27 protein-coding genes are annotated in these 22,573 nt (G+C 41.5%); 12 read left to right on the top strand and 15 right to left on the bottom strand.

The genetic code is table 11. The features are described from left to right. Positions 1-3: 3 nt before the first annotated feature. From HMPREF2933_RS05410 to HMPREF2933_RS05360, 12 genes are all read right to left on the bottom strand, one after another. Positions 4-453 (bottom strand): DUF4314 domain-containing protein, encoded by a 450-nt coding sequence (locus tag HMPREF2933_RS05410; protein WP_017646681.1) that lies wholly within the window; start codon positions 451-453, stop codon positions 4-6. A gap of 1 nt (position 454) precedes the next feature. Continuing rightward, the gene (locus HMPREF2933_RS05405) at positions 455-706 is read right to left on the bottom strand and encodes an Nmad4 family putative nucleotide modification protein (protein WP_017646680.1); all 252 of its coding nucleotides are present in this window, start codon (positions 704-706) and stop codon (positions 455-457) included. 61 nt (positions 707-767) lie between these two features. After that, complete coding sequence (locus HMPREF2933_RS05400; RefSeq protein ID WP_017646679.1) at positions 768-2,048, bottom strand: DNA cytosine methyltransferase; 1,281 nt, start codon at positions 2,046-2,048, stop codon at positions 768-770. Continuing rightward, positions 2,045-3,301 (bottom strand): site-specific DNA-methyltransferase, encoded by a 1,257-nt coding sequence (locus HMPREF2933_RS05395; RefSeq protein WP_017646678.1) that lies wholly within the window; start codon positions 3,299-3,301, stop codon positions 2,045-2,047. Before HMPREF2933_RS05395 ends, HMPREF2933_RS05400 begins: the two co-directional genes overlap by 4 nt. Then, on the bottom strand, positions 3,273-3,728 hold the full coding sequence (locus HMPREF2933_RS05390) for an RNA polymerase sigma factor (RefSeq protein WP_017646677.1): 456 nt from the start codon (positions 3,726-3,728) through the stop codon (positions 3,273-3,275). The genes HMPREF2933_RS05395 and HMPREF2933_RS05390 overlap by 29 nt, the downstream gene beginning before the upstream one ends. 288 nt (positions 3,729-4,016) lie before the next feature. Next, entirely contained in the window at positions 4,017-4,382 is a 366-nt protein-coding gene (locus HMPREF2933_RS09745) for an HNH endonuclease (protein WP_017646676.1), read from the bottom strand. Position 4,383: 1 nt separating this feature from the next. Beyond that, positions 4,384-5,421: a methionine adenosyltransferase gene (gene metK, locus HMPREF2933_RS05385; RefSeq protein WP_024051850.1), complete on the bottom strand. Its 1,038-nt coding sequence runs from the start codon at positions 5,419-5,421 to the stop codon at positions 4,384-4,386. A gap of 47 nt (positions 5,422-5,468) precedes the next feature. Beyond that, entirely contained in the window at positions 5,469-5,651 is a 183-nt protein-coding gene (locus HMPREF2933_RS05380; RefSeq protein WP_017646674.1) for a DUF6900 domain-containing protein, read from the bottom strand. Between the two features lie 194 nt (positions 5,652-5,845). Further along, positions 5,846-6,322, bottom strand: coding sequence for a hypothetical protein (locus tag HMPREF2933_RS05375; protein WP_017646673.1), 477 nt, complete (start codon positions 6,320-6,322; stop codon positions 5,846-5,848). Further along, positions 6,315-7,691: a DEAD/DEAH box helicase gene (locus HMPREF2933_RS05370; RefSeq protein WP_017646672.1), complete on the bottom strand. Its 1,377-nt coding sequence runs from the start codon at positions 7,689-7,691 to the stop codon at positions 6,315-6,317. Before HMPREF2933_RS05370 ends, HMPREF2933_RS05375 begins: the two co-directional genes overlap by 8 nt. Next, the gene (locus HMPREF2933_RS05365; RefSeq protein WP_024051851.1) at positions 7,672-7,953 is read right to left on the bottom strand and encodes a VRR-NUC domain-containing protein; all 282 of its coding nucleotides are present in this window, start codon (positions 7,951-7,953) and stop codon (positions 7,672-7,674) included. Before HMPREF2933_RS05365 ends, HMPREF2933_RS05370 begins: the two co-directional genes overlap by 20 nt. A gap of 280 nt (positions 7,954-8,233) precedes the next feature. After that, entirely contained in the window at positions 8,234-10,522 is a 2,289-nt protein-coding gene (locus tag HMPREF2933_RS05360) for a phage/plasmid primase, P4 family (RefSeq protein WP_017646670.1), read from the bottom strand. 358 nt (positions 10,523-10,880) lie between these two features. On the opposite strand from HMPREF2933_RS05360, the gene HMPREF2933_RS05355 reads away from it, so the two are divergent. Genes HMPREF2933_RS05355 through HMPREF2933_RS05340 form a run of 5 tightly spaced genes read left to right on the top strand, consistent with a single transcriptional unit; the run spans position 10,881 to position 15,076 of the window. Further along, positions 10,881-11,204, top strand: coding sequence for a hypothetical protein (locus HMPREF2933_RS05355; protein WP_017646668.1), 324 nt, complete (start codon positions 10,881-10,883; stop codon positions 11,202-11,204). Next, a complete protein-coding gene (locus tag HMPREF2933_RS05350) occupies positions 11,197-12,318 on the top strand; it encodes a DUF2800 domain-containing protein (protein ID WP_017646667.1) in 1,122 nt (373 codons plus the stop codon). The genes HMPREF2933_RS05355 and HMPREF2933_RS05350 overlap by 8 nt, the downstream gene beginning before the upstream one ends. Before the next feature lie 4 nt (positions 12,319-12,322). Beyond that, positions 12,323-12,886: a DUF2815 family protein gene (locus HMPREF2933_RS05345; protein WP_017646666.1), complete on the top strand. Its 564-nt coding sequence runs from the start codon at positions 12,323-12,325 to the stop codon at positions 12,884-12,886. A gap of 18 nt (positions 12,887-12,904) precedes the next feature. Then, positions 12,905-13,072 (top strand): hypothetical protein, encoded by a 168-nt coding sequence (locus HMPREF2933_RS10000; protein WP_017646665.1) that lies wholly within the window; start codon positions 12,905-12,907, stop codon positions 13,070-13,072. Between the two features lie 48 nt (positions 13,073-13,120). Beyond that, positions 13,121-15,076, top strand: coding sequence for a DNA polymerase (locus HMPREF2933_RS05340; RefSeq protein ID WP_017646664.1), 1,956 nt, complete (start codon positions 13,121-13,123; stop codon positions 15,074-15,076). 61 nt (positions 15,077-15,137) lie between these two features. On the opposite strand, the gene HMPREF2933_RS05335 is transcribed toward HMPREF2933_RS05340, so the two are convergent. Beyond that, on the bottom strand, positions 15,138-15,680 hold the full coding sequence (locus tag HMPREF2933_RS05335; protein ID WP_017646663.1) for a hypothetical protein: 543 nt from the start codon (positions 15,678-15,680) through the stop codon (positions 15,138-15,140). 161 nt (positions 15,681-15,841) lie between these two features. Beyond that, positions 15,842-16,438 carry a hypothetical protein gene (locus tag HMPREF2933_RS05330; protein WP_070672612.1) on the bottom strand — a complete coding sequence of 199 codons (597 nt, stop codon included), beginning with the start codon at positions 16,436-16,438 and terminating at the stop codon, positions 15,842-15,844. 432 nt (positions 16,439-16,870) lie between these two features. Here HMPREF2933_RS05330 and HMPREF2933_RS05325 point away from each other — a divergent pair, with 432 nt between their 5' ends. The 7 genes from HMPREF2933_RS05325 (at position 16,871) to tnpC (ending at position 22,158) form a co-directional block, all read left to right on the top strand. Further along, the gene (locus tag HMPREF2933_RS05325) at positions 16,871-17,995 is read left to right on the top strand and encodes an ABC-three component system protein (protein ID WP_003047226.1); all 1,125 of its coding nucleotides are present in this window, start codon (positions 16,871-16,873) and stop codon (positions 17,993-17,995) included. Beyond that, a complete protein-coding gene (locus HMPREF2933_RS05320; RefSeq protein ID WP_001176802.1) occupies positions 17,995-18,219 on the top strand; it encodes an ABC-three component system middle component 7 in 225 nt (74 codons plus the stop codon). Before HMPREF2933_RS05325 ends, HMPREF2933_RS05320 begins: the two co-directional genes overlap by 1 nt. Next, positions 18,210-19,868, top strand: coding sequence for a DUF2326 domain-containing protein (locus HMPREF2933_RS10105; RefSeq protein ID WP_000904398.1), 1,659 nt, complete (start codon positions 18,210-18,212; stop codon positions 19,866-19,868). The genes HMPREF2933_RS05320 and HMPREF2933_RS10105 overlap by 10 nt, the downstream gene beginning before the upstream one ends. After that, positions 19,858-20,067: a helix-turn-helix domain-containing protein gene (locus HMPREF2933_RS05310; RefSeq protein WP_000673009.1), complete on the top strand. Its 210-nt coding sequence runs from the start codon at positions 19,858-19,860 to the stop codon at positions 20,065-20,067. Before HMPREF2933_RS10105 ends, HMPREF2933_RS05310 begins: the two co-directional genes overlap by 11 nt. 258 nt (positions 20,068-20,325) lie before the next feature. After that, positions 20,326-20,676: an IS66 family insertion sequence element accessory protein TnpB gene (gene tnpB / locus HMPREF2933_RS05305; protein WP_000154547.1), complete on the top strand. Its 351-nt coding sequence runs from the start codon at positions 20,326-20,328 to the stop codon at positions 20,674-20,676. A 53-nt stretch (positions 20,677-20,729) separates the two neighbouring features. Next, complete coding sequence (locus tag HMPREF2933_RS05300; protein WP_000391861.1) at positions 20,730-20,915, top strand: IS66 family transposase; 186 nt, start codon at positions 20,730-20,732, stop codon at positions 20,913-20,915. Next, positions 20,887-22,158: an IS66 family transposase gene (gene tnpC, locus HMPREF2933_RS05295; protein ID WP_071659975.1), complete on the top strand. Its 1,272-nt coding sequence runs from the start codon at positions 20,887-20,889 to the stop codon at positions 22,156-22,158. Before HMPREF2933_RS05300 ends, tnpC begins: the two co-directional genes overlap by 29 nt. A 280-nt stretch (positions 22,159-22,438) precedes the next feature. Here the strand turns inward: tnpC and HMPREF2933_RS09990 are convergent. Further along, a partial coding sequence (locus HMPREF2933_RS09990) for an LPXTG cell wall anchor domain-containing protein (RefSeq protein ID WP_142350152.1) occupies positions 22,439-22,573 on the bottom strand: 135 nt, incomplete at its 5' end.

Here is a 22,573-nt window from a genome sequence, read left to right as displayed (position 1 = left end):
CTTTTAGTTCTTAACAACACTTTCAATCTCCTCACGAGATAACTTAACACTCGGTTCTAAGTTATGGTAATGTCGTTCATCTTCAAACACATCAATCTCAACTCTAGCGGTCGGACTAGTCATTAAGCTAATAACCTCATCATGCGATAAGGGAACGGCTTTCTCACCACTATCAAAAACGTATCCATTGTACCCCTGTCTCAGATAGTTGTAGAGACTTTGAATAAAGCCGTCACGGTCAGGCTCAACCTTGACCACACTATCAATACCGTACAATATGTTTAAGCTCTGTCCATTATCCCAAGAGACAAGGAGAGAACCAATGTCATCTACATCAAGCACCGTGCCAAGCATCCCCACTGGAACTGGGCGAGGGTCGTCCATCTGGACTAACCTCACCCTTGTCCCTTCTGGGTAGGTTGACTTGATTCGGTTTAGAATCTTGTCGTTCATCTTATGCTCCTAATGTTTCAAATGCCCATTTGACTGCGTGACCTTGGTCTTGAAAGGTTTCTTCTGAGGTTTTCTCAAGGTTAAGGTCTGCCTCCATGCGATTGGTGTACTCGCTAAGGCTCTCGTATTTGTAAATCTCAGCCACAATGCCTTTGTAAGTTGGTGTGGCAACAATCACCCAATCCTTGTAAGGAAGGATGCTTGCGGTTGCTGGATAATGGCTGTAAAGTTTTTCAAGTGTTGTGGTTGTCATGGTTTTGTTCTCCTCTTCTTTTGTTGGTTACATATTACCTCTAAAGAGGACTTATATCCAGTCATTTCTGCTTATTATTTGCAGATTTATTGGCTTCTAAAATAGCTTTCCCAATGGCATAAACCACGGTTACTGTCACGCCATTGCCAGCCTGTTTGTAGAGCTGGGCATCAGAGTTAACAGCCTGAGCCTTGTCAAACAAGTCATCTGAAAACCCTTGGAGTCTGAAACACTCTCGTGGGGTCAAACGTCTGATTTTCACCACTCGACCCTTCCAAACCACGGCACCCATCTGACCACCACAAGAGAGGTTGTGTGCGATGCCCTTCCCTACTCTGGCTCGTCTCGTCTGTGAGCCTGGATAGGAAAGGTCAACAGAGTCGCCAACCTCTGCGACTTGGTAGTCCTGCTTTGTCCCATTTCTGACCTTGATGCCTTCAAGGACACCGTGACGGTCTTGAGAAGTCAGAGTAAACATAGGCTCATCCTGTTCCTTTAGCCGTCTACCATTTTGGCGTTTAGTGATTCTATCTGGGGTCAGAATGGGCTGAACCTCAAGAACACCAGAGTTCATTGCTGTTCTTTTTGTAGCTCCTGCCGTATAACGAGCGGTTATACACCGTGCTTCTTCAGTTAGTTTTGGCTCGGTCAAAGACTGGTCAATCAGATAAAGACCTGTCTTAGCTCCTAGTCCTCCCCCCTCACCAACAAGGGTTGTGGCAATGCCACTTGGGTCGTAGACTCGATAGCTTTGCATGCCACCTACAAGTTGCTTAAGATAGCTACCGCCTTCTCCGCTGAGAGGTAGTACTTGTCGTCGACCTCGACTTCTAAGATGTCCGAGAGTGTAGATACGTTCTCGGTTTTGGGGAACTCCGTAGTCTTTTGAGTTGAACACTTGCCATTCAAGGTCGTACCCTGCTTCATCCAAGATAGAGAGATAGTCGAGATAATCTCGTCCCCCGCCACTTGATAGAAGTCCCTTAACATTTTCAAGGAGAACCCATTCGGGTTTATCTTCTTCCTTTTGGCTTTGGATGAGGTCAACAAATGTAAAAAAGAGTCCACTTCGCTCACCGTATAGGCCGGCTCGCTTTCCTGCGATAGACACATTTTGACAAGGGCTTCCCGCAGTCCATAAATCTGCTTTTGGAAGTCGTGTGGGGTCAATGCTTGTGATGTCGTCATGAAACCATTCTCCTTCTGTATCGTACATTGCTTCATAGGATTTCCGTGCAAACTTATCCTTCTCACAATACCCAAGACAGGTCATACCTGCCAATTCCAACCCACGACGAAAGCCACCCACTCCTGCAAAGAAATCAAGAAAGGTTAGAGTCATAGGTCATCCTCCATATGTGCTTTAGCTTCGTCATAAGATAAGGTCTGACCATTTCGAAGGACTGTCACATCGGAATTAGCAGTCGACTCCATGTAGCGTTTGACAATGACATCCACAAACTTTTCATCAAGCTCTATGCCGTAACAGATTCGACCAGTTTGGTCAGCTGCCATGAGGGTTGAGCCTGAACCAAGAAATGGGTCAAGAACTAACGTTCCTCGCATGGATGAGTTTTGGATAGGATATGCCATGAGATGAATCGGCTTCATGGTTGGATGGTCTTTACTAGACTTAGGTCGGTCATATTCCCAGATAGTTGTTTGCTTACGGTCACTGAACCACTGGTGTTTTCCCTTTTGTTTCCAACCAAAGAGACAGGGTTCGTGTTGCCATTGGTAGGGACTGCGTCCGAGAACCAGTGAGTTCTTCTTCCAAATACAACAACCGCTCAGATAGAAACCAGCATCCTTGAAAGCCTTACGGAAGTTAAGCCCTTCCGTGTCCGCATGGAAAACATAGATTGAAGCATCAGCTTCCATGTGGCTTTCAACCTGAGTAAACATGTCATAGAGGAATTGATAGAAGTCCCCGTCCGACATATTATCGTTGAGGATTTTTCCAGCCGTCTCTTCCACGTTCACGTTATAAGGCGGGTCCGTCACAACAAGATTGGCTTTTTTATCACCAAGTAGCTGGTCATAAGTTTCTGCCTTGGTTGAATCACCACAAATCACTCGGTGTTTTCCAAGTTGCCAGATGTCTCCACGTCTTGCGACAGTTGGTTTCTTCAGCTCCTCTTCCACGTCAAAGTCATCTTCAGTCAAGTCCTTGTCGTGGACGTTGGAGAGAATGTCATCAATCTCTGGTGGTTCAAAACCAGTCAAGTCAAGGTTGAAGTCAGACTCTTGCAAATCCAAAAGCAAGTCAGCTAGAAGCTGGTCATCCCATTGACCAGTGATTTTATTGAGGGCAATATTCAGTGCCTTTTCGTCTTCCTTGGAAAGAGAAACAATGACGCACTTGGCCGTTTCATACTTGAGGTCTTTCAATACCGTCAAGCGTTGGTGACCACCAATGACTGTCAAATCCTCGTTGACAATGATTGGGTCAACGTAGCCAAACTTGAGTAGGCTTTGTTTAATCTTTTCGTACTCCTTATCACCCTTTTTCAGTTTCTTTCGAGGGTTATAAGAAGCTGGTTTTAAGTCACTCAGGGGAAGTTCCTTAATCTCCATCTTGGGTTGCGTTGTCATTAGATACTCCTTTTCTAAATCGGTATTCCACGTAACAAGGGTGTCCGCAGAACTTCCTTTTTGGATTGGCATAAGATAAAAAAAACTCACCACAGTTTTGGCAAGTCAATTCATCGTATGCAGTTTTGGTTTTATCGTGTTGGCTTTGATGGTTTCGCCACCAAATCGCTCGGCAGCTATTTGAGCAGAACTTTTTAGGTCTGCCTTGGACAGCATGGTGTAATTTTTTCATGCAGTTCTTACAATAAGGACGTTCTCCTTCATCAAGCTGATACTTGACGAACTGACCCACTCCTTTTAACTCTGGGTGTCTGCGGCAATATTGCTTCACCGAACCAAGAGACAGATTTAACATTTGAGCAATGGCACCATAGCCAAATCCATCTCGCCTAAGCTTCCAAATGCCTCGCCGCTGATTATCGTTCATTTGTTTTCCTCCAAGAACTAAAAATGGTTATTTTCTCTATTTTTCACTTAGTTACCCCTTCAAAAACAGGCTAAAACAGACACTAGCAAACGATACTTACCCTGCTAGAAAGATTGACACCATAATGGTTCAATGCACTTTTTAGCTGTTTTCGGTATGCCCCTAACAAATTTTGCGAAAATGCACGTTTGAGGGGGCGTCGGTCTTTGTGGGACAAGGGTTTAGAGATTTATACCCCCCTACCCCAAATGATGGAAAAAGGGATACTTTTGTAACGAAACTCTAAATTTAAAACCGATAAGTATATTCCACATATCGGTCAGTCGTCTTAGTCTTTCGGTCATGACAAGATTTACAGAGAGCTTGCCAGTTGGATTGGTTCCAAAAGAGGTCTTGGTCTCCTCGGTGGGGAGTGACGTGGTCAACCACCGTTGCCTTGGTTAGTCGTCCTTTCCTTTGACAGTAAACACAAAGAGGATGGAGCTTTAAGTAACGAAGCCGTGCCTTGTTCCAGCGAGAGTTGTAACCTTTGGCTTTGGTTGACTTGGCATCAAGGGTATGGTTAGCTTTGTGGTCATCGCAGTACTTGTTTCCATAGGTCACAAGGTTAGGACAACCATGCTGCTTGCAAGGGGTGCTTGGTCGGCGTGGCATCTTACTGCTCCCAAGGAAGATAAGGCTTGGTGAAATGCCCAAGGCAAGTGGTCTTGGTGTAGTCCACATCCAAGAGGTTCAGCTCCTTGATAATCCCTTGTGGGGTAAGATCATAGCGTTCACGAACCACTCCTACTAGTTGTTCAAGAAGATAATCACTTGTCCCAAAGGTGTTCACATAAACACCTACAGGCTCCGCAACCCCAATAGCATAAGCTAACTGGACTTCACAGCGTTTGGCATACCCTTCACGGACAAAGTCCTTTGCAATCTTCCGTGCCATGTAGGCGGCTGAACGGTCGACCTTAGAGGGATCCTTACCAGAAAAAGCTCCACCACCGTGGTGGGCAAAACCACCGTAGGTATCTGCCACAATCTTACGACCAGTCACACCAGCATCTGCGTAAGAGCCACCGAGAACAAAGCATCCTGTTGGGTTAACCAAAACCCTAAAGTCAAGGTTCTGACGGTAGCGTTGAGCAACCGACATCATGGTTTGAGTAACAATGCGTTTCACGGATGCAAGGTCAACCTCCTCATCATGTTGGATAGAGACAAGGAAGGTCTCTATACGTTTGTTTTCGTAGTCATAAGTGACTTGAGCCTTGGCATCTTTACCCAAGGCAGGATGACCAAGGTTCATCAGCTTCTCAAGCACCCGAGTCGCAAGTACATAAGGTAGCGGCAAGAACTCAGGTGTTTCATCGGTCGCATAACCAAACATAATGCCTTGATCACCAGCACCTCCCTTGTTCACACCTTGAGCAATGTCTGGACTTTGAACACCGAGAAGGTTCGTCACCATGATATCCTCCATGCCGTAAGGTTCAAGAACTTTTTTGACAATGCCTTCGAGGTTGAAAAAGTGCTTGGTTGAGACTTCTCCTGCCACAACTACTTGATTATCCTTAATCAGCGTCTCAACTGCCACACGACTATTCTTATCATGCTTGAGACATTCTGTCACAACAGCATCTGAGATTTGGTCACAGAGTTTGTCTGGGTGTCCGCTTGAAACTTGTTCACTGGTATAAATCATGTTTTCCTCCATGCAAAAAGCCCAACCCTTTTGGGCTAGGCTTTGGTTTATTTTACTGATTGTTGACCTGCTTCGTAGGCTCTCTCGAGTGCCCTTTTAATTCCCCAAACCGAAACATCGTAGAAATCAAGGTTGTCACTCATGCGAGTTTCTAAAGTTTCAACCAAAAGTTCTTCTTGAGCAATCGCTGTTAAAAGGGTGTTGAGTTTTTCTTGTTGGCATTTTGTCATTTTGACGACCTCCTCTTGTTTTTGTAGCGTTATATTACCGTACAAGCGAAGGTATATCCAGTCATTACTGGGAGATTTTTATCTTTTTTGACACTTACAATTCTACCACAATTTTTTACAAAGGGAGGTCAATGTTAGGTCACATTTAGTGCAAGGGGAGGTTACTGTTAGGTCAGGGGGAGTGCAAGGGAAGGTTATTTTTCTAAAGAATAACCCATCTTCAGATAAACTCCCCTAACATGATCCAATACCTTACGACGCCAATTTCTAACCGTACTACGGCTAATGTGAAACTCCCTCATCAAACTATCCCAATTACACTCCGGCTTTAACATTTCTTGTGCAAACTCAGCTAGGTCATCCTTAAGAAATCGAATAGCTATCTCAAAATTATCAAGGTCATTTGCCAGTCGTATATATCGTTGAGTCAAATCTGCTAAGAGCTCTTCATTTTCCTGAATCATCTTGTCACGAAAACTTAGGGCTATCACCTCTGAACGTAGATTTGTCGGAGTAGAGGTGACTTTAGGTTCATCCGACCGTTCGAAGACAAGTGACCCAATCACTTCATTCTCAGTCACAGGCTTAAAATTCTCCAAGCGATACTTCAACATTTCCAAGTCCCCCTTGAGTTCATTATAATGCGTTAGGATATATTCCGCTTTATCCATCCGTTCCTCCTACTTGTGCTTTCACAGCTTCAATCAGCCGTGATTGTTGGGCATCTTTGTTTTCCAGTGCTTTGAGGATTTCCTCGTCAATAGTGCCTTCCGTTACAATGTGCTGTATGACCACAGTCTCTGCTTGTTGCCCTTGTCGCCATAGACGGGCGTTAGTTTGTTGGTAGAGTTCCAAAGACCAAGTGAGACCGAACCAAACCAAATGATGGCCGCCCTTTTGTAAGTTAAGTCCATGACCAGCACTTGCAGGATGTAGAAGTCCAACTCTGATATTACCCTTATTCCACTCACGGATGTCCTGCTCAGTTTTAAGGACTGTGCCCTGAACCTTGAGCTTTGCCAAGCGTTCCTCAATACGCTGAAGGTCATGCTTGAACCAATAAGCAACAAGAACTGGCTCACCGTTTGCTGCTTCGATAATATCTTCCAGAGTATCGAGCTTCTGGTCATGTAGGCTCACTACTTGATGGTCGTCAGAGTAGACAGCACCATTGGCCATCTGCACCAGCTTGTTTGACAGACTAGCCGCATTGGCAGCTGTCACCTCACCATCTTCCAAATCCGAAAGCACATAGTCTTTCTTGAATCGCTTATAGTTGTCCGTTTCTTTGTCAGTGAGATGAACCACCTTCTTGGTCGAAATCAACTCAGGCATATCCAAATAATCCATGGCTTTCATGGAAATGGTAATGTCGTCAATCTTGTCATAGATTTGGCACTCCGCATAGTCCATTGGGATATACTCGTAGACAATATTGCCGTTCCTACGTCCCTCGTCAAAGTATCGACTGCGGTATTCTCCAATGAAACGTCCCAAACGCTCACCACTATCAATGACCTTAAACTCCGCAAACAAATCCATAAGCCCATTTGAACTAGGTGTTCCTGTCAATCCCACGACACGCTTCATGTAGGGGCGCATAGCCATGAAGGCCTTGAAACGTTTGGACTGCCATGACTTGAAAGACGAGAGCTCATCAATAACTACCATGTCCCACTTGAAGTAGGGACTACATTGTTGCACCAACCAAGGGAGAATTTCACGGTTGACGATGTAGATATCCGCATCTTGCTCCAGGGCAGCTCTTCTCTGTTTTGGTGTTCCAACAATCTTAGCATAACGGAGGTGTCTCAGCTCCTCCCACTGCTCTATTTCATCACTCCATACGGTGTTTGCAACACGAAGAGGTGCGATAACCAGTACCTTTGAGACTTCGTAGCGATCAAACATCAGCTCGTTGATAGCTGATAAGGTCGTAGCAGTTTTTCCCATCCCCATGTCTAAGATGACCGCCGCATAAGGGGTTCTTATGATGAAGTCCTTGGTGACTTCTTGATAGTCATGTAAACTCAATTTCATCTAGCACTTCTCCAATCTTCTCAACACTGTCCAGCACATGAACTTTGAAGCCTAATCGCTCAAATAGTCTGTGCCTTGTCACTTGTAGTAAACGTGGCTTTCCACCAGGAGCTTTCACCTCCACCATGCCAAACTTACCCTTGGGTAAAAACACCAACCTATCTGGTACACCGCCAAAAGAAGGTGACACCCACTTAGGACAAATTCCACCACGCTTTTTCACTTCACTTACTAACTTCTGTTCAACAACTTTTTCTCGCATAACAAATCCTTTCGTCAAATTGACGTGTGGAGGTATAGTACAGTCATTTCTAAAACTCCCCTTATAGGCTTTTTTATAGTAAGTTTTACTTAAAGGATAGTTTTAGAAAAGACCATAATAGACCTACACAAAATCAAATCATGTTAGTCGTGCTAGTCCTTTTGACTAATCTGTTCTAGTGAGTAGAACTCATAAATTCTTGTCATCAGGTCAATGACTAGCACATCTAAAATCCCTCTCCATCTCCCTTGTGGAAGTAGGACATGGAAAATGATGGTCACTAGTCTAGGAAATCATAGTCATCATCAACCAATTTCAAACCTAGAATAAGGTTTCCTTTATTGGTACGTTTGCGTCTAAATCCTGTCTGATCCAGGGCAGAGTAAAAATCTGTCGTGCTGCGCGTGTACTCCATATTTTTGGTACAGTAGGCACGGTACTGACTGTAGAGTTCTCCAGATTTTTCTGTAAACTGATCACCAACTTCGCAACAGTCACTAAGGAAGTGCCCTAACCAATCATTGGCTTCTCTGTAGGCTTTGACGGAATTTGAAACAGCAGATGGCACACTTGTCTTGAAGTTTGCCTTGATGGCTTTTTCTGCCCCTTCAATAATCCAAGACATAATGGCTGGTGCTGCATGGTCGTACAAATAATCCGCAAAGTTCTTGATATCAGAGCGACCAGTGATTTTGGCGTTAAAAGGAATAACCACCAAACGTCGCCAAGTCCCATCATCGTTCGCTCCCACTTTAGGCAGATGGTTGGTATAAAGAACCAGCGTATGTGATGGCACAAAGTGGAAGGGATCCTTGTACTTTTTCTCTGCTTGGATTTCATCTGTAGAGGTAATCTGCTTAACAACGGCTGTATTAAGTCGCATTCCTTCAGCCATCTCAGAAGCAATCACGAGACGCTTTCCTTTAAGCTCCGCAAGTTCAGGACTGACGTTTCGCTTGTTAGACATGGTTAAGGCATCCGCCGATAATTTCCCAGAATAGCTTCCTAGTACACGAGCAATGGTGTTCCAAAAGGTAGACTTACCGTTTGCACCGCCACCATAGGCAATAATCATGTGTTCCTGATAAACCTTACCAATCGCTGCCATCCCAATGATTTCTTGAACATAGTCAATCAACTCTTGGTCGTTACAGAAAAAGGTAGCCAAGGTTTCCCGCCACAAGTCCTGGCCTTTGTCACTAGGAGAGACAGCTGTCATTTTAGTAATGTAGTCTTCAGGATTATGTTCTTGCTGTCCTTTTGTTCCTTGTCGCAAATCATAGGTAGCCTCAGGAGTGTTGAGCAACATGTCATCACTATCCAACTCTGATAATTCAACCGTAAGCATAGGCTTTGCGGTATTATAGACAGCCATTAAATTCTTATAGTCACGGTGTTTCATGACAAATTTATGGAACTCTTTTGCCGCAAGATAGGCTTTAAGATATTTCAACTGTAGAGAGGTCTCAACCGCATTTTCTAGACGTTTACCTCCTGCCTTGATGGTCATTTCATCAATACCTGAAGATTGAAGCTGTTTCTCTGTTGTTTCTAAAAAGGTATTTGCTTCCGCAAGTTGGTCATCGGTAAAGTGTACAACTGCCCCTAGTGCCAGCTGCTTATTCTCACGCCAGTGTGTTCCATCGTAGAAAAGATAGTCTGTCGCATTGGTGTAGGCTAGTTTATCTGCATATTCTCTAGCAAGAACCCCAGCTTCACCAACATCTGAATAGTCATCAGGTTTTAGTGATTCCCTTTGAAACTCTTCTGGTGACTTATAATCTTTGGAGTTTTTGATGGTTTTGTTATAGAAGCGAACAGCACTGCCCCAAATAGTGTCAAGCTCTGCTTTCTCAAGAGGAGGAACACATTTGAGTGCCTGTTCATCAAAACCGTCTCGTGCTTCTTTCGTTACACCTAAACGCTTAAGAATTTTCGCCGCAAAAACTGACATAGTTGAGTTGCGACTACCTTCAGTGATTGGACCTGTTGTTGGCTGATAGAAGTCTGCATCAAAGTCCTCTTCATCATCTTGAGCAACCATGTCATCCAGTAAATCCTCATCAATGGTCAACCAAGAATCATGCCACAAGACTTGTGCGTTAGGATTTCCAAAGAAGAAACGAGCCGCATCTTTGGCATTAGTGTCAAAGATGCCATAGCGATTTACAAGTTCTTCTTTCAGTAAGGCATAGGTGTCCTTATCTGTGATTTCATTGATTTGGAAGTAGATATGGAATTTGGGTCTGGCAGCCTTATCCCCTTTTTGAACCAAATGGTTACGACTGGTCACTAAAGCAAAGTTGTAATCCGCAAAGATATCTTTAAGTAGCTCTTCCGTTACCCATTCATCAGAGTTGTCCGTATGGTCATTATCAATATCCATGACCAATACATCTGATTTGATGAAGTTGGCATTGGAACGAGTATTATTGGTAAACAAGCCAGCCACATGGTCAAAGAGTGCGACCTTTTGTAGAGTTGTTTTGTCTGAGATCATTACTTGATGAGGATAGACCGTTGTCGTTTGAATACCTGTCTGTCCTGAATGAGATAAGGTAAATTGCATAAATCATAGCCTCCATTTTGGAAAAATAATCTGTGAAGGTTTCACTTCCTACCTACTAGGGGAAGAATGAAGGCGTTTAGTCCAAAAAGTTTCAAAAAAATTTTTTCTTCTATAAATAACTATTGAGCGACCTTCCATCGATCAATTTTTTTATATTTTTTTAAATCTGTTTAGACTAAAACGCAAAAAAGTCCCCCTAGTAGGTGTAAGGGCGAGATAACCCAAACAAACCTAAAGGAGGACTTTCTATGGAAAACACCATAAACCGTCAAGAACAAGAAGACTTGACAGACACTCTCATCGCCATCAGCGTTATCGCTAGGCTCTTAGCTCGTAAGTTACAAAAGGAGGAATCGAAATGAGTCAACATAAACAACTACTTGAACTAATTACAGAGATGGAAGGCACAGCTAAATACTACCTACGCTTGGTAGATGAGTTCAAGAAACTTCTCTCTACTGAGGAAGAGACAGACACAATTTCTGAAGAGCCAAAACCTAAACCACAAAAGGAACTCAAGTTGGAAGATGTTCGTGCCGTCCTTGCGACCAAAGCCAAAGATGGCTACAAGAATGAGGTGCGTGCTCTCCTCAATAAATATGGAGCTGAATCATTATCTGCTTTAGCCACTGAGCACTACGCAGCTGTTCTTGAAGAAGCTGGAGGAATTGGCAATGACTAATCACGCAGTACTCTCTGCTTCTGCTTCTCATCGCTGGCTCAACTGCCCACCTTCTGTACGACTTACCGAAGATATGCCAGATGTGACCTCAGAGTTTGCCCTTGAAGGAACAGACGCTCACGAGCTATGCGCTTATCTTGTTGAGAAGGCATTGGGTAGGAAGGTGCGTGATCCAACTAAGGACTTATCCTTCTACAATGAAGAAATGCAAACCTGTGCCGAGGAATATCGCAACTACGTCATGGAGCAAGTTGAGAAAGCTAAAGGCTATTCTCGTGACCCAACAGTTCTGGTTGAGCAACGACTGGACTTCTCTAAATGGGTCCCTGAAGGCTTTGGAACAGGCGACTGTCTGATTGTGGCTGATGGACTGCTTCAAGTGATCGACTACAAACACGGACTTGGCGTTTTAGTTGATGCAGACCACAACCCACAGATGATGTGCTACGCTCTAGGTGCTCTTGAGATGTTTGATGACCTCTATGATTTTGATAAGGTCACCATGACCATCTTTCAACCGCGAAAAAACAACATCTCTACCTTTGAAATTGATAAGACTGAACTACTTGAGTGGGCAGAAACAGAACTCTCACCCAAAGCTGAACTGGCCTTTAAAGGAGAGGGAGAGATGACCTCTGGTAAACACTGCCAGTTCTGCAAGCTCAAGAATGTCTGTCGCAAACGTGCAGAGGATAACTTGGCACTCGCCAAGATGGAATTTGCAGACCCTGCTACTCTAGACTATGAGGATATTGCAGAGATTTTGCCTAAACTGGACTTGCTGGTTTCGTGGGCAAATGATGTCAAAGCCTATGCTTTGAAAGAAGCAACTGAAGGACACAATATTCCAGGCTACAAACTTGTAGAAGGACGTTCGGTTCGTAAGTTTTCAGACGAAGCTGCTGTCAGTCAAGCTGTGATGGAGGCTGGCTTTGACCCTTACGAAAAGAAACTCCTGACCATCACTGCCATGAGCAAACTCCTTGGCAAGAAAACCTTCAATGACCTACTTGGTGGTCTGATTGTCAAACCAAGTGGTAAACCAACACTCGTTCCTCTTGATGATAGTCGTCAAGAGATGAACCTAGCTAAAAATGAATTCAAAGAGGTATAAAAGAATGTCAACTAAAGTACAAACAACAAAAGTGATTACTGGTAAAAACACACGCTTCAGCTACTTGAATGCCAATGAACCAAAATCCATTAACGGAAGCACACCGAAGTACAGCGTCTCCCTCATCATTCCAAAAGATGATATTGAGACTGTCAACAAAATCAAAGCAGCCATTGAGCTTGCCTACAAGGAAGGTGAGGCAAAACTCAAAGGCAATGGGAAAACAGTACCAGCACTTTCTATCCTTAAAACACCACTCCGTGATGGTGACCTCGAGCGTCCTGATGATGACGCTTATCGCAATGCCTACTTCGTCAATGCCAATTCACCACACAAGCCAGGGGTCGTTGACGGGAATCGTCAAGAGATTATCGACACCTCAGAACTCTACTCCGGTATCTACGGACGTGCCTCTATCTCCTTCTATGCCTTTAACTCTAATGGCAACAAGGGTATCGCCTGCGGTTTGAATAACTTGCAAAAACTTCGTGACGGAGAACCACTCGGTGGACGTACTCGTGCAGAAGATGACTTTGCGACTGATGACGATGATGATTTCTTGAACTAATAGAGGAGGATATTACTTATGGACATTTACACAATTTTACTTTGCATAATTCTTGGTATTTACGTCTTTCTTGGACTCTATCTCAACTACATGACCATCCGTGACGATATTCGTCGTGAGAAAGAGCGAAAAGCTGAAAAGAAACGTCAAGACAACAACACAACTCCGCTACATCGTAGCCGTTAATACTTCTGGTGGCAGCACTCCTGCCACCTTTTTATGAAAGGACAAACTATGCCAATTAAAGAACTATCGATTGACTTAGAGACCTACTGCGAAGTGGATTTGAGAAAGTCTGGTGTCTATCGCTACGCTGAAGATGATTCCTTTGAAATTCTTCTTCTAGCTGTCTCAGTTGATAACGAACCAGTAACCGTTTATGACTTAACAAAGGAAGAACTTCCTGATGAAATCCTACAAGCATTGGTAGATGACACCATCATCAAGTGGGCATTTAATGCCAGCTTTGAACGCATCTGTCTGTCTAACTGGCTCAAGAAACATCACCCAGAATTACTATCCGAAGGTTTCCTATCTCCAAACTCATGGCGATGCAGTATGGTTTGGTCAGCATATCTTGGCCTACCACTCTCACTTGAAGGAGTCGGAACTGTCCTCAAGCTAAAAGAACAGAAACTTAAAGAAGGTGGAGACTTAATCCGCTACTTCTGTCTCCCCTGTAAACCGACCAAGGTCAATGGTGGACGAACACGAAACTTTCCCAGTCACTCACCTGATAAATGGTCTGCTTTTATCGATTACAACCAGCGTGATGTTGAGGTGGAATTGGCCATCAAAGAGAAACTCCGTAACTACCCTGTTCCAGTCTTTGTTTGGGAGGAATACCATCAAGACCAAATCATCAACGACCGTGGGATTGGTATTGATGTGGACTTTGTCAATGCAGCTATTGCCATTGACGGGGAAAGTAAGACTAAAATCCAAGAAGAATTGAGAAAACTAACTAGACTTGATAATCCCAACTCCGTTCTTCAGATGATTGGTTGGTTAAGAGAACACGGAGTGACCACTGATTCCCTCGATAAGAAATCTGTAAAAAAACTCCTCAAAACTGTCGATGAGAAAACTGCACAAGTTCTCAAACTTCGGCAGCAAGCAGCCAAATCCAGCGTCTCCAAATACCAAGCAATGATGAACTGTGTCTGTAAAGATGGACGTGCTAGAGGAATGTTCCAATTCTATGGAGCAAACCGTACTGGGCGCTGGGCTGGTCGTTTGGTTCAGTTGCAAAACCTTCCACAGAACCATCTTCCTGACCTTGAGGAAGCTAGAAAACTTTTCAAAACTGGTGACCTAGAAGCTACTGAGCTACTTTATAACACGCAGTATACTTTATCTCAACTTATCCGAACTGCATTTGTCCCAAGCGATAGAAAAAAATTCATCGTCTGTGATTTCTCTGCCATCGAGGCGCGTGTTCTGTCTCATCTTGCAGGAGAGACATGGCGAAGCAGGGTCTTTGAAAAAGGAAAAGACATCTACTGCATGTCTGCGTCACAGATGTTCGGAGTACCCGTTGAGAAACATGGGCAAAACGCTGACCTGCGTCAAAAAGGGAAGATTGCGGAGTTGGCTTGTGGATATGGCGGAGCAGTTGGTGCTCTTAAAGCAATGGGCGCCATTGATATGGGACTTGAGGAACAAGAACTCCAACCACTAGTGGATTCTTGGCGACAAGCCAATCCCAGCATCGTCCTTTTTTGGTGGGATGTGGATAGGGCTGTGAAAACTGCCGTCAAAGAACAAATCCAAACCGAAACTCACGGCATTCAGTTCGAAGTCAGAAATGGGATGTTATTTATCACTCTCCCTTCTGGTCGAAAACTTGCCTACGTCAAACCCAAGATGGGTGAGAACCAATTTGGTGGAGAGTCTGTTACCTATGAAGGTACAGGAACTGCTAAACATTGGGAGCGACTTGAAAGCTATGGACCAAAGTTTGTCGAGAACATTGTCCAGGCCATTAGCCGTGATATTCTTGCCTACTCGATGAGACAACTTAGTGAGTTCAAGATTGTCGGTCATGTCCATGATGAAGTCATCATTGAGTGTGATCAAGACCAAGACCTTGAAGAAATTTCAACCTTGATGGGGATTGCACCAGACTGGATGTCTGACATTAACCTCCGAGCTGATGGTTATGAATGTTCCTTTTATCAGAAGGACTAGACACACAAAAAAACGGTTCACTACTAATTCAGGTAGTGAACCATTTTATATGTGATAAAAACTATTTCCTTAATTGATTGATGAAATCTTCCTTGGAAATTGCTATACCCAATTCATCATGAAAGTTGCGTAGAGTGCTAAATCGGTATGGGTTCAATGTCCTAAAAGTGACAGTTTCTCCCTTTTCAATCTTTGAACAAATCTCAATATACTTATTTACGTAATTCTTAACTCGTGAGAAAATACGATTTGAATTTCTTAGATAAAAAATCTTCTCATTTGGATTTTTAAAGTGATATATTCTTGAATTGTCAATATATTTTTCCTCGATAATCGTCAACTTACTGAAATCTAAAGCCTTCAGACAAATTCTTCCATCGTGACGTCTATAGGTTGTGTAAGGGAATAAATGACTTGCATTCCTAAGATGCTCAGGAAGACCGGAGCGAAGCGGAATTGCAATCAGTTGATTATTGATATCAAGAACCATAACACCATGTCCACGCGCATTATCTTCTTGAAACTCATCCAAATATTGGTAAGTATCGAAATAGTCTTGAGTTATTAGATGAAAATACAGACTATTCTTATTGATTTTTGACATAAACTAAACCTCTATCATACGAAAAAAGGGTCTTTCTTTTTAGAGTCGCGACCCTTACGACTACATCAACTTTAGAGTATTTTCTTTTTAGAGTCGGTATTACTCTCCGACTACTTCTACTTAAATTATACCAAAAACATCGCTAGTGTCAAATATAAACACTATTTCGGATTGAATTTCTTCAATAAAGCCGCAACCAAAGCACGAGCCTTTGGCAAGCGATAGAAACCTGTAGAACGTTTAACCCCAATCCTAGCAAATACATCTTCAATACTCTCATCAAACTCTTTAGCGAGTAAGCCCAAAGTGATATCATACAAATCCTTGTCTGCTTGCCTTACTTTCTCAAGTAAATCTTGCAGCATTTCTGCAAACATAAATTCTTCCAATTCTTCAGTAGAACTGTAAAGAGTAGATTTATCCATATCAATCCAGGCTTCATATGAGATAATCTCTTCAATATTCTTTGACTTACGTGTACGGAACTCATTCAAAAAGTTTTCAACGGCATCTTTATAGATACGTTCCGTTTTAGCATATTCTTCAGGAAAGACTGGGATAAAAGCAACCAGTACATAAACATTCAGCTGTTTAGCTGGCCTCCAAGACCGAAGGGTCTCTCTTTTGAGACGCATATCCTCAATAACTTGTTGGTTCTCAACCAACATAGGAGCTAGCATCTGCCCCTCTAAAAGTCCGACTTCTAGGGAGCATTCTTGTTTTTGACATTCGTTATAAATATTGTCCTTGTTTGTCATGTTTTCCACTTTCTGTCTTAAGCAGAGAAACGTGACAAGACAAAGAACTATTAAAAAGATTTTCTGACCACATCAGCAATTCCTCTGCTAATTCATGGTCAACTGACTTTACAAGTTGAACTGCACACCTAATTTGTACCCTTAAAGTCACGGTAAATCAGTTTCACTCATTTACAAAGTATCATCATTAGGCAACAACCATCTCAAATTACCTATTAGCGCTATTCGATAATCGAGATTTTTTACATTCGCAAAACTTTTTATGCGTTCGCAAATATATTTTTGAACATCGCAATCCTGTCATGATATAATAAACTTAATCATTAACGATTACTTTGTTCGACTCTATTGTATTAAATGAGATTTTGAATTCGGGGACAGATTAGTACAATACGGTACAGCTTGGTACAAAAATGAAAAGGAGATAATCACTTGGATTTTCCCACTTATTTTAGAATACTGAAAAAATATCTTGGAGATGGCGCGACTATCCCAGAGTTTTTTCGAGAACTCATTGAAATGATTACTGATGATGACGCCGAAGATATCATTAGTGCTTCTGGTATTACATCTGACAAAGCAGATAGTACGCTTATCTCTTATACAAAGCCCAAAAGAGGCTTCACCAAGAAGATGGCAAATCAATTGCTCTACCGGGTCAATTCAGCTAATATGACGGAGTCTATTGAAAGTAGGCCAGATGAAACTATTCAGTTACTAGCTAATGAATTTAATACTTATTATCCTGATATTACTGCTGAAAATGCCTCGCAAAGAATTCCAGAAATTTTCGTTGACTTCATTAGAGAGAAAGCTGGGATGGGAATATCAACCACAGCTCAAAAAGCTACATTTATTAACCAGTCGAATCAACTCAAAAAACAATATGGACAATTCTTACTGACGGAAGCAAATAACTGTTGTGCATTCCCAGGCTGTGATAGACCACTCATTTTAACAAGAGGTGGTTTAGCATCGGAAAACTATGAGGTTTCAACCATTGAAAAAGATAAGGACGCTGAACCACTGAATCTGATAGCCCTCTGCCCAGATTGTTTTTTAACCTATCAAGCAGAAAGTCGCAAAAAAATTGTAACAGCTCTAAAAAATGTTAAAAAGATTCTAGTCTCTGCACATAACAGCCAACAATCGATTTCTGATATGAAGTTAGATAGTGGAATTGTCTCAGTTTTGACTAGTCTCAATAAACTAAAATTTGATGAATATGATATCTCCTATGACCCGAAGCAATTGACTGATAAGATATCACCTGAGAACAATCGTACGCTTTATCAATTGGTTAAGAACCAAGTTATTGATAACTACTTAACCATTCAAAAAATCATTATAAATTTAGATAAACAAGGAAGAATCGATTACGAGGATATCCAATATCAAATGCGATCGATGTACAAAAAGTTAAAGGCTGCCAAGCATGGTAATCTTGAGATTTTCAATACTATTTCGGAAAAACTCCATAAAGCTACACTACAGGACATCTACTTCTGCCAGATGATTGTCTCTTACTTTATCCAAAAATGCGAGGTACTTGAATAATGCAATTACCAAATAAACTTTATTCCTATCAAAAAAGCACCCTAGCCTATTTACCTAGAGTGCTACATGAAATTAAAATGGGGAACTCAAATGTGAAAGATATCTTTCATACTATCTCAGAAGAGTTGGAGGATCCGACAGATTTCTTATCCATCATGGATTGCTTATATACATTAAACGCCATTGAAATGACCAATGAAGGAGAGGTAACATTATGCTTATAGAAATGTGGTCGCCAGTCTTTAAAAAGGATGGACAAACTCGGGAACCGATTCAATTTCACCCTGGATTAAACGTTATCATGGGTATGGACTTAGCTAATAATTCTATCGGCAAATCCTCTTCTTTATTAGCAATTGACTTCATATTCGGAGGTAATAGCTATCTAAAATCAATTGCGGTTAAGAAATTAGGTGATCATCCTATCTACTTCTGCTTTCAATTTGAGAAAAAGTTTTATTTTTCAAGAGATACAGCCAATCCTGATATCATTATAGTGTGTGACAAGAACTACTCTCCAACTGGTGAAATAATGGACCTTGGAACGTTTCTTAACAAACTTAAGAAACGATATCATTTGGAATCCTCCGATTTATCATTCCGATTAGCTATGAGTGGTTTCTTTAGAATTGCAGGGAAAAATAATCAAAATACCGATTTCCCGTTACAAGTTTATGCAAGCCAAAAATCTTCCGAATCCATTACAACCCTTATCCAACTATTTAATTTGTATGATAACATTGCACGATACAAAGAAAGACTTAAGGATAAGAGTGACCAGTTAACAACGTTTCGCAATGCTCGAAAATATGAATTTATCTCCAACTTAGTTGGTGGTAAAAAGCAATTCGAGCTCAACGTCTCAGAAATTAAAAGATTGGAATATGGCTTATCACACCTTCAAGATACTTATCAAGACAACATTTGTTCGGATGACATTGAGAAACATCAGCAAAAACTCCAGCTTAGAAATACTAAGTTGGAGCTAGAAAGTATTCTCCGTGATAAACAAAGACGTCTTAAGCTATTAGATATCAGTATCGAATTTGGTTTATATCCTACTGAATCTGACTTAACAGAGCTTCAGCAATACTTCCCTGATACTAATCTCAAGAAATTATATGAAGTTGAGACCTACCACAAAAAATTGGCAACTATTTTAGATTCCGAATTCTCAACCGAACGTGAATCCCTAGTAGGTGAGATTGACGAATTAGAGAGTCAATTAGTAACTCTAAACCAAGAACTTCAAGAACTAGGAAGCATCCCAAATCTTTCAACTGAGTTCTTAGAAAACTACTCTAAACTAACAGCAACGATCAATGCACTCAAAGAGCAAAACGAAGCCTATCTGAAAGAGTCTGCTTTATCAAAAGAAAAGTCAGAAGCAGACTCTGACTTGAAGCGTAGCACCGAAGATATACTAATAGAGTTAGAAGGAAAAATCAATGCTAAAATGCGAGAGTTCAATAATATTCTGTATCCAGATATTCGCAAAGCCCCTCAAATCAATCTCAAAGCTCATAACAGCTACTCCTTCTACACCCCAGATGATGATGGTACAGGAACTAAGTTCAAAGGGATGATTTTATTTGACCTAACCATGCTCTATCTCACTAACCTGCCAGCACTGGCACACGACTCATTACTCTTGAGTAATATTAGCTACCAAGCAACCGAAGCTCTGTTGAAGCTATATGACCAATCAAAATCACTAAATAAGCAGGTGTTTTTAGCTTTCGATAAAGCAAGCTCATACTCTCCAGAAGCTAATCAACTCTTATTAGAAAATACTGTATTGCGACTCTCTAGTAACGGAAATGAACTCTACGGTATTTCATGGAATAAAGGAGAAAACTCAGATGAAGTTTAGCTACAATAAATTATGGAAACTTCTCATTGATAAAGATTGGACAAAAACAAAGCTTAGACAAGAAGCTGGGATTAGTTCTTCCACGATCGCAAAATTAGGAAAAGGGGAAAATATCACTACTGATATTTTATTGAAAATTTGTATTACACTTGATTGTAAGATTGAAGATATAGTAGAAATTATAGATAATGATGATTAATTGTAAGCGCCCAATAACAAGGTACCTATCCTCTCTTCCAGTAATTCTGCTATACTGTAGAAAATAAGAATACTGGGGGATATCTGAATGACCAAACAACCTATTGTTCCTTTGGAACAACTACCCATTTCTCGAAAATTTGAGAAAAAGCGAAGAATGCTCTTATCTTTCGTTGTAAAGTGAGAGAGCTTGATCTCTCTTTTTACTCCCCTATCTCATCTGAACAAGCTATCGCTATCTTGGATAAGGTATTGTCCTATGACCATTAACTTAAGTGATTTAGGCCAGGTCTATCTGGTTTGTGGAAAAACAGATATGAGACAGGGCATTGATTCGCTCGCTTATCTTGTTAAAAGTCAATTTGACCTAGATCCCTTCTCAGGTCAGGTATTCCTCTTTTGTGGGGGGCGGAAGGATCGCTTTAAAGCTCTTTATTGGGATGGTCAAGGATTCTGGCTCCTCTACAAGCGTTTTGAAAAAGGAAAACTCACTTGGCCAAACAATGAGTATGACGTTAAGGCTCTGACTTCTGAACAATTAAACTGGCTAATGAAAGGATTTTTCATCACTCCTAACATAAACTGTACAAAAAGTCGTGATTTCTATTGAAATCATGGCTTTTCTTTAGGTATAATATAGAAAACATTAGGAGGAGATCATTTATGGAAGAATTACTTAAAATCATTAAACAGCAGTCTAATGAGATTGCTCTCCTTCGTGAACAAGTCGTTTATCTGACACAAAAAATTTATGGCAAATCATCTGAGAAAACGATTCAAATTAATGGGCAACTCAGTCTTTTTGAAGAAGAACAATTAACTGAAGAAAAAGCGGACTTACCCAGGTGAACTTGAAACCATTACCTATCAGCGTAAGAAGGCTAAAGGAAAACGTCAAACCATTCTGAACCAATTTAAAGCCGAAGAAAGACATTATCACCTAACAGAATGTGCTTGTCCAGATTGTCATGGGGCTCTCAAAGAAATTGGTGCAACCGTTCAGCGTCAAGAACTGGTCTTTATTCCAGCACAGCTGAAGAGAGTTGACCATATCCAGCATGCCTACAAATGTCTGGCTTGTAGTGAGAAGACTCTCAGTGATAAAATTATCAAAGCTCCCGTACCTAAAGCACCACTAGCACATAGTCTAGGGTCTGCTTCAATCATTGCTCATACGATTCATCAGAAGTTTCATCTTAAAGTACCGAATTATCGTCAGGAAGAAGATTGGACTAAACTTGGTTTGCCTATAACACGCAAAGAAATCGCTAACTGGCATATTAAGGCAAGTCAGTATTATTTTGAACCACTTTATGAGCTTTTACACCAGAAATTACTAGAACAGCCCGTCCTTCATGCGGATGAAACCAGCTATCGCGTTTTAGAAAGCGATAGCCAGCTAACTTACTATTGGACCTTCTTATCTGGTAAGGATGAGAAAGAAGTAATCACTCTTTATCATCACGATAAGCGTCGTAGTGGGCTAGTTGCCCAAGAATTTCTAGGTGATTACGCTGGTTATGTTCATTGCGATATGCATGGGGCTTATCGTCAATTGGAGACTGCCAAGGCAGATAAGAGTTCTCTGGTGTTCAAAGGGCTGTGCTATTGTGATAAGATGTTTGCCTTAGAGGAGTCATGGGCTGATTTATCTTTACAAGATCGCCTGATGAAACGCCAAGATGAGTTAGAACCTTTGATGGCAGAGTTCTTTGACTGGTGTCGCAGGCAGGCTGTTCTTCCAGGCTCTAAGTTGGGACGTGCCATTGACTATAGCCTTAAGTATGAAGAAACGTTTAGAACTGTACTTAAAGATGGTAGTCTCGTCTTATCCAATAATATGGCGGAACGTGCGATCAAGTCTTTGGTTATGAGACGTAAAAATTGGCTCTTTTCACAAAGCTTTGAGGGTGCTAAATCAAGTGCTATCATTATGTCTCTATTGGCAACAGCTAAACGACATCACTTGGATAGCGAAAAATATATAGGTTACCTACTAGAGAATCTTCCGAATGAGGAGATATTCGCCAAAAAGGAAGTTCTAGAGGCTTATTTGCCATGGGCAGAGAAGGTACAACAAAATTGTAGATAACAAAATCTTCCAGAGTCAGTGAACTTTGGAAGATTTTAATATACCTTGTTATTGGGCGCTTACGTTATGACTGCTAAACAAATTCAAGAACTCCAAAAACGAAATGCTCTTACAAAATCAAAAGTCTATCTAGATTATACATCTAGATAGACTTTCCAAGCATGATGCTTGAACATATTGAATACTCTATTTAGGTTGGAGAGAGATAATTAAACATAGATCATTCACACCGTAAAACGGAGAAAAGTTTAATGACATTTCAGGTCATAGGTCAAAAGATTTAATCCTCTTTTTTCTTAGAACCATACATAAGAGTGCTTATTAACAAAACAATTATTCCAAACAACGATAGATGAGTATTGATCTCGCCAGTAGAAGGAAGTTCAACAACACCATCTGCTTCAACTTCAGCTTT

Origin of the sequence: Streptococcus sp. HMSC066F10, from assembly GCF_001813805.1 — a bacterium.
GTDB classification, from domain to species: domain Bacteria; phylum Bacillota; class Bacilli; order Lactobacillales; family Streptococcaceae; genus Streptococcus; species Streptococcus vaginalis.
Note: the sequence above shows the minus strand (reverse complement) of the source record. Positions and strands in the feature narration are given on the sequence as shown.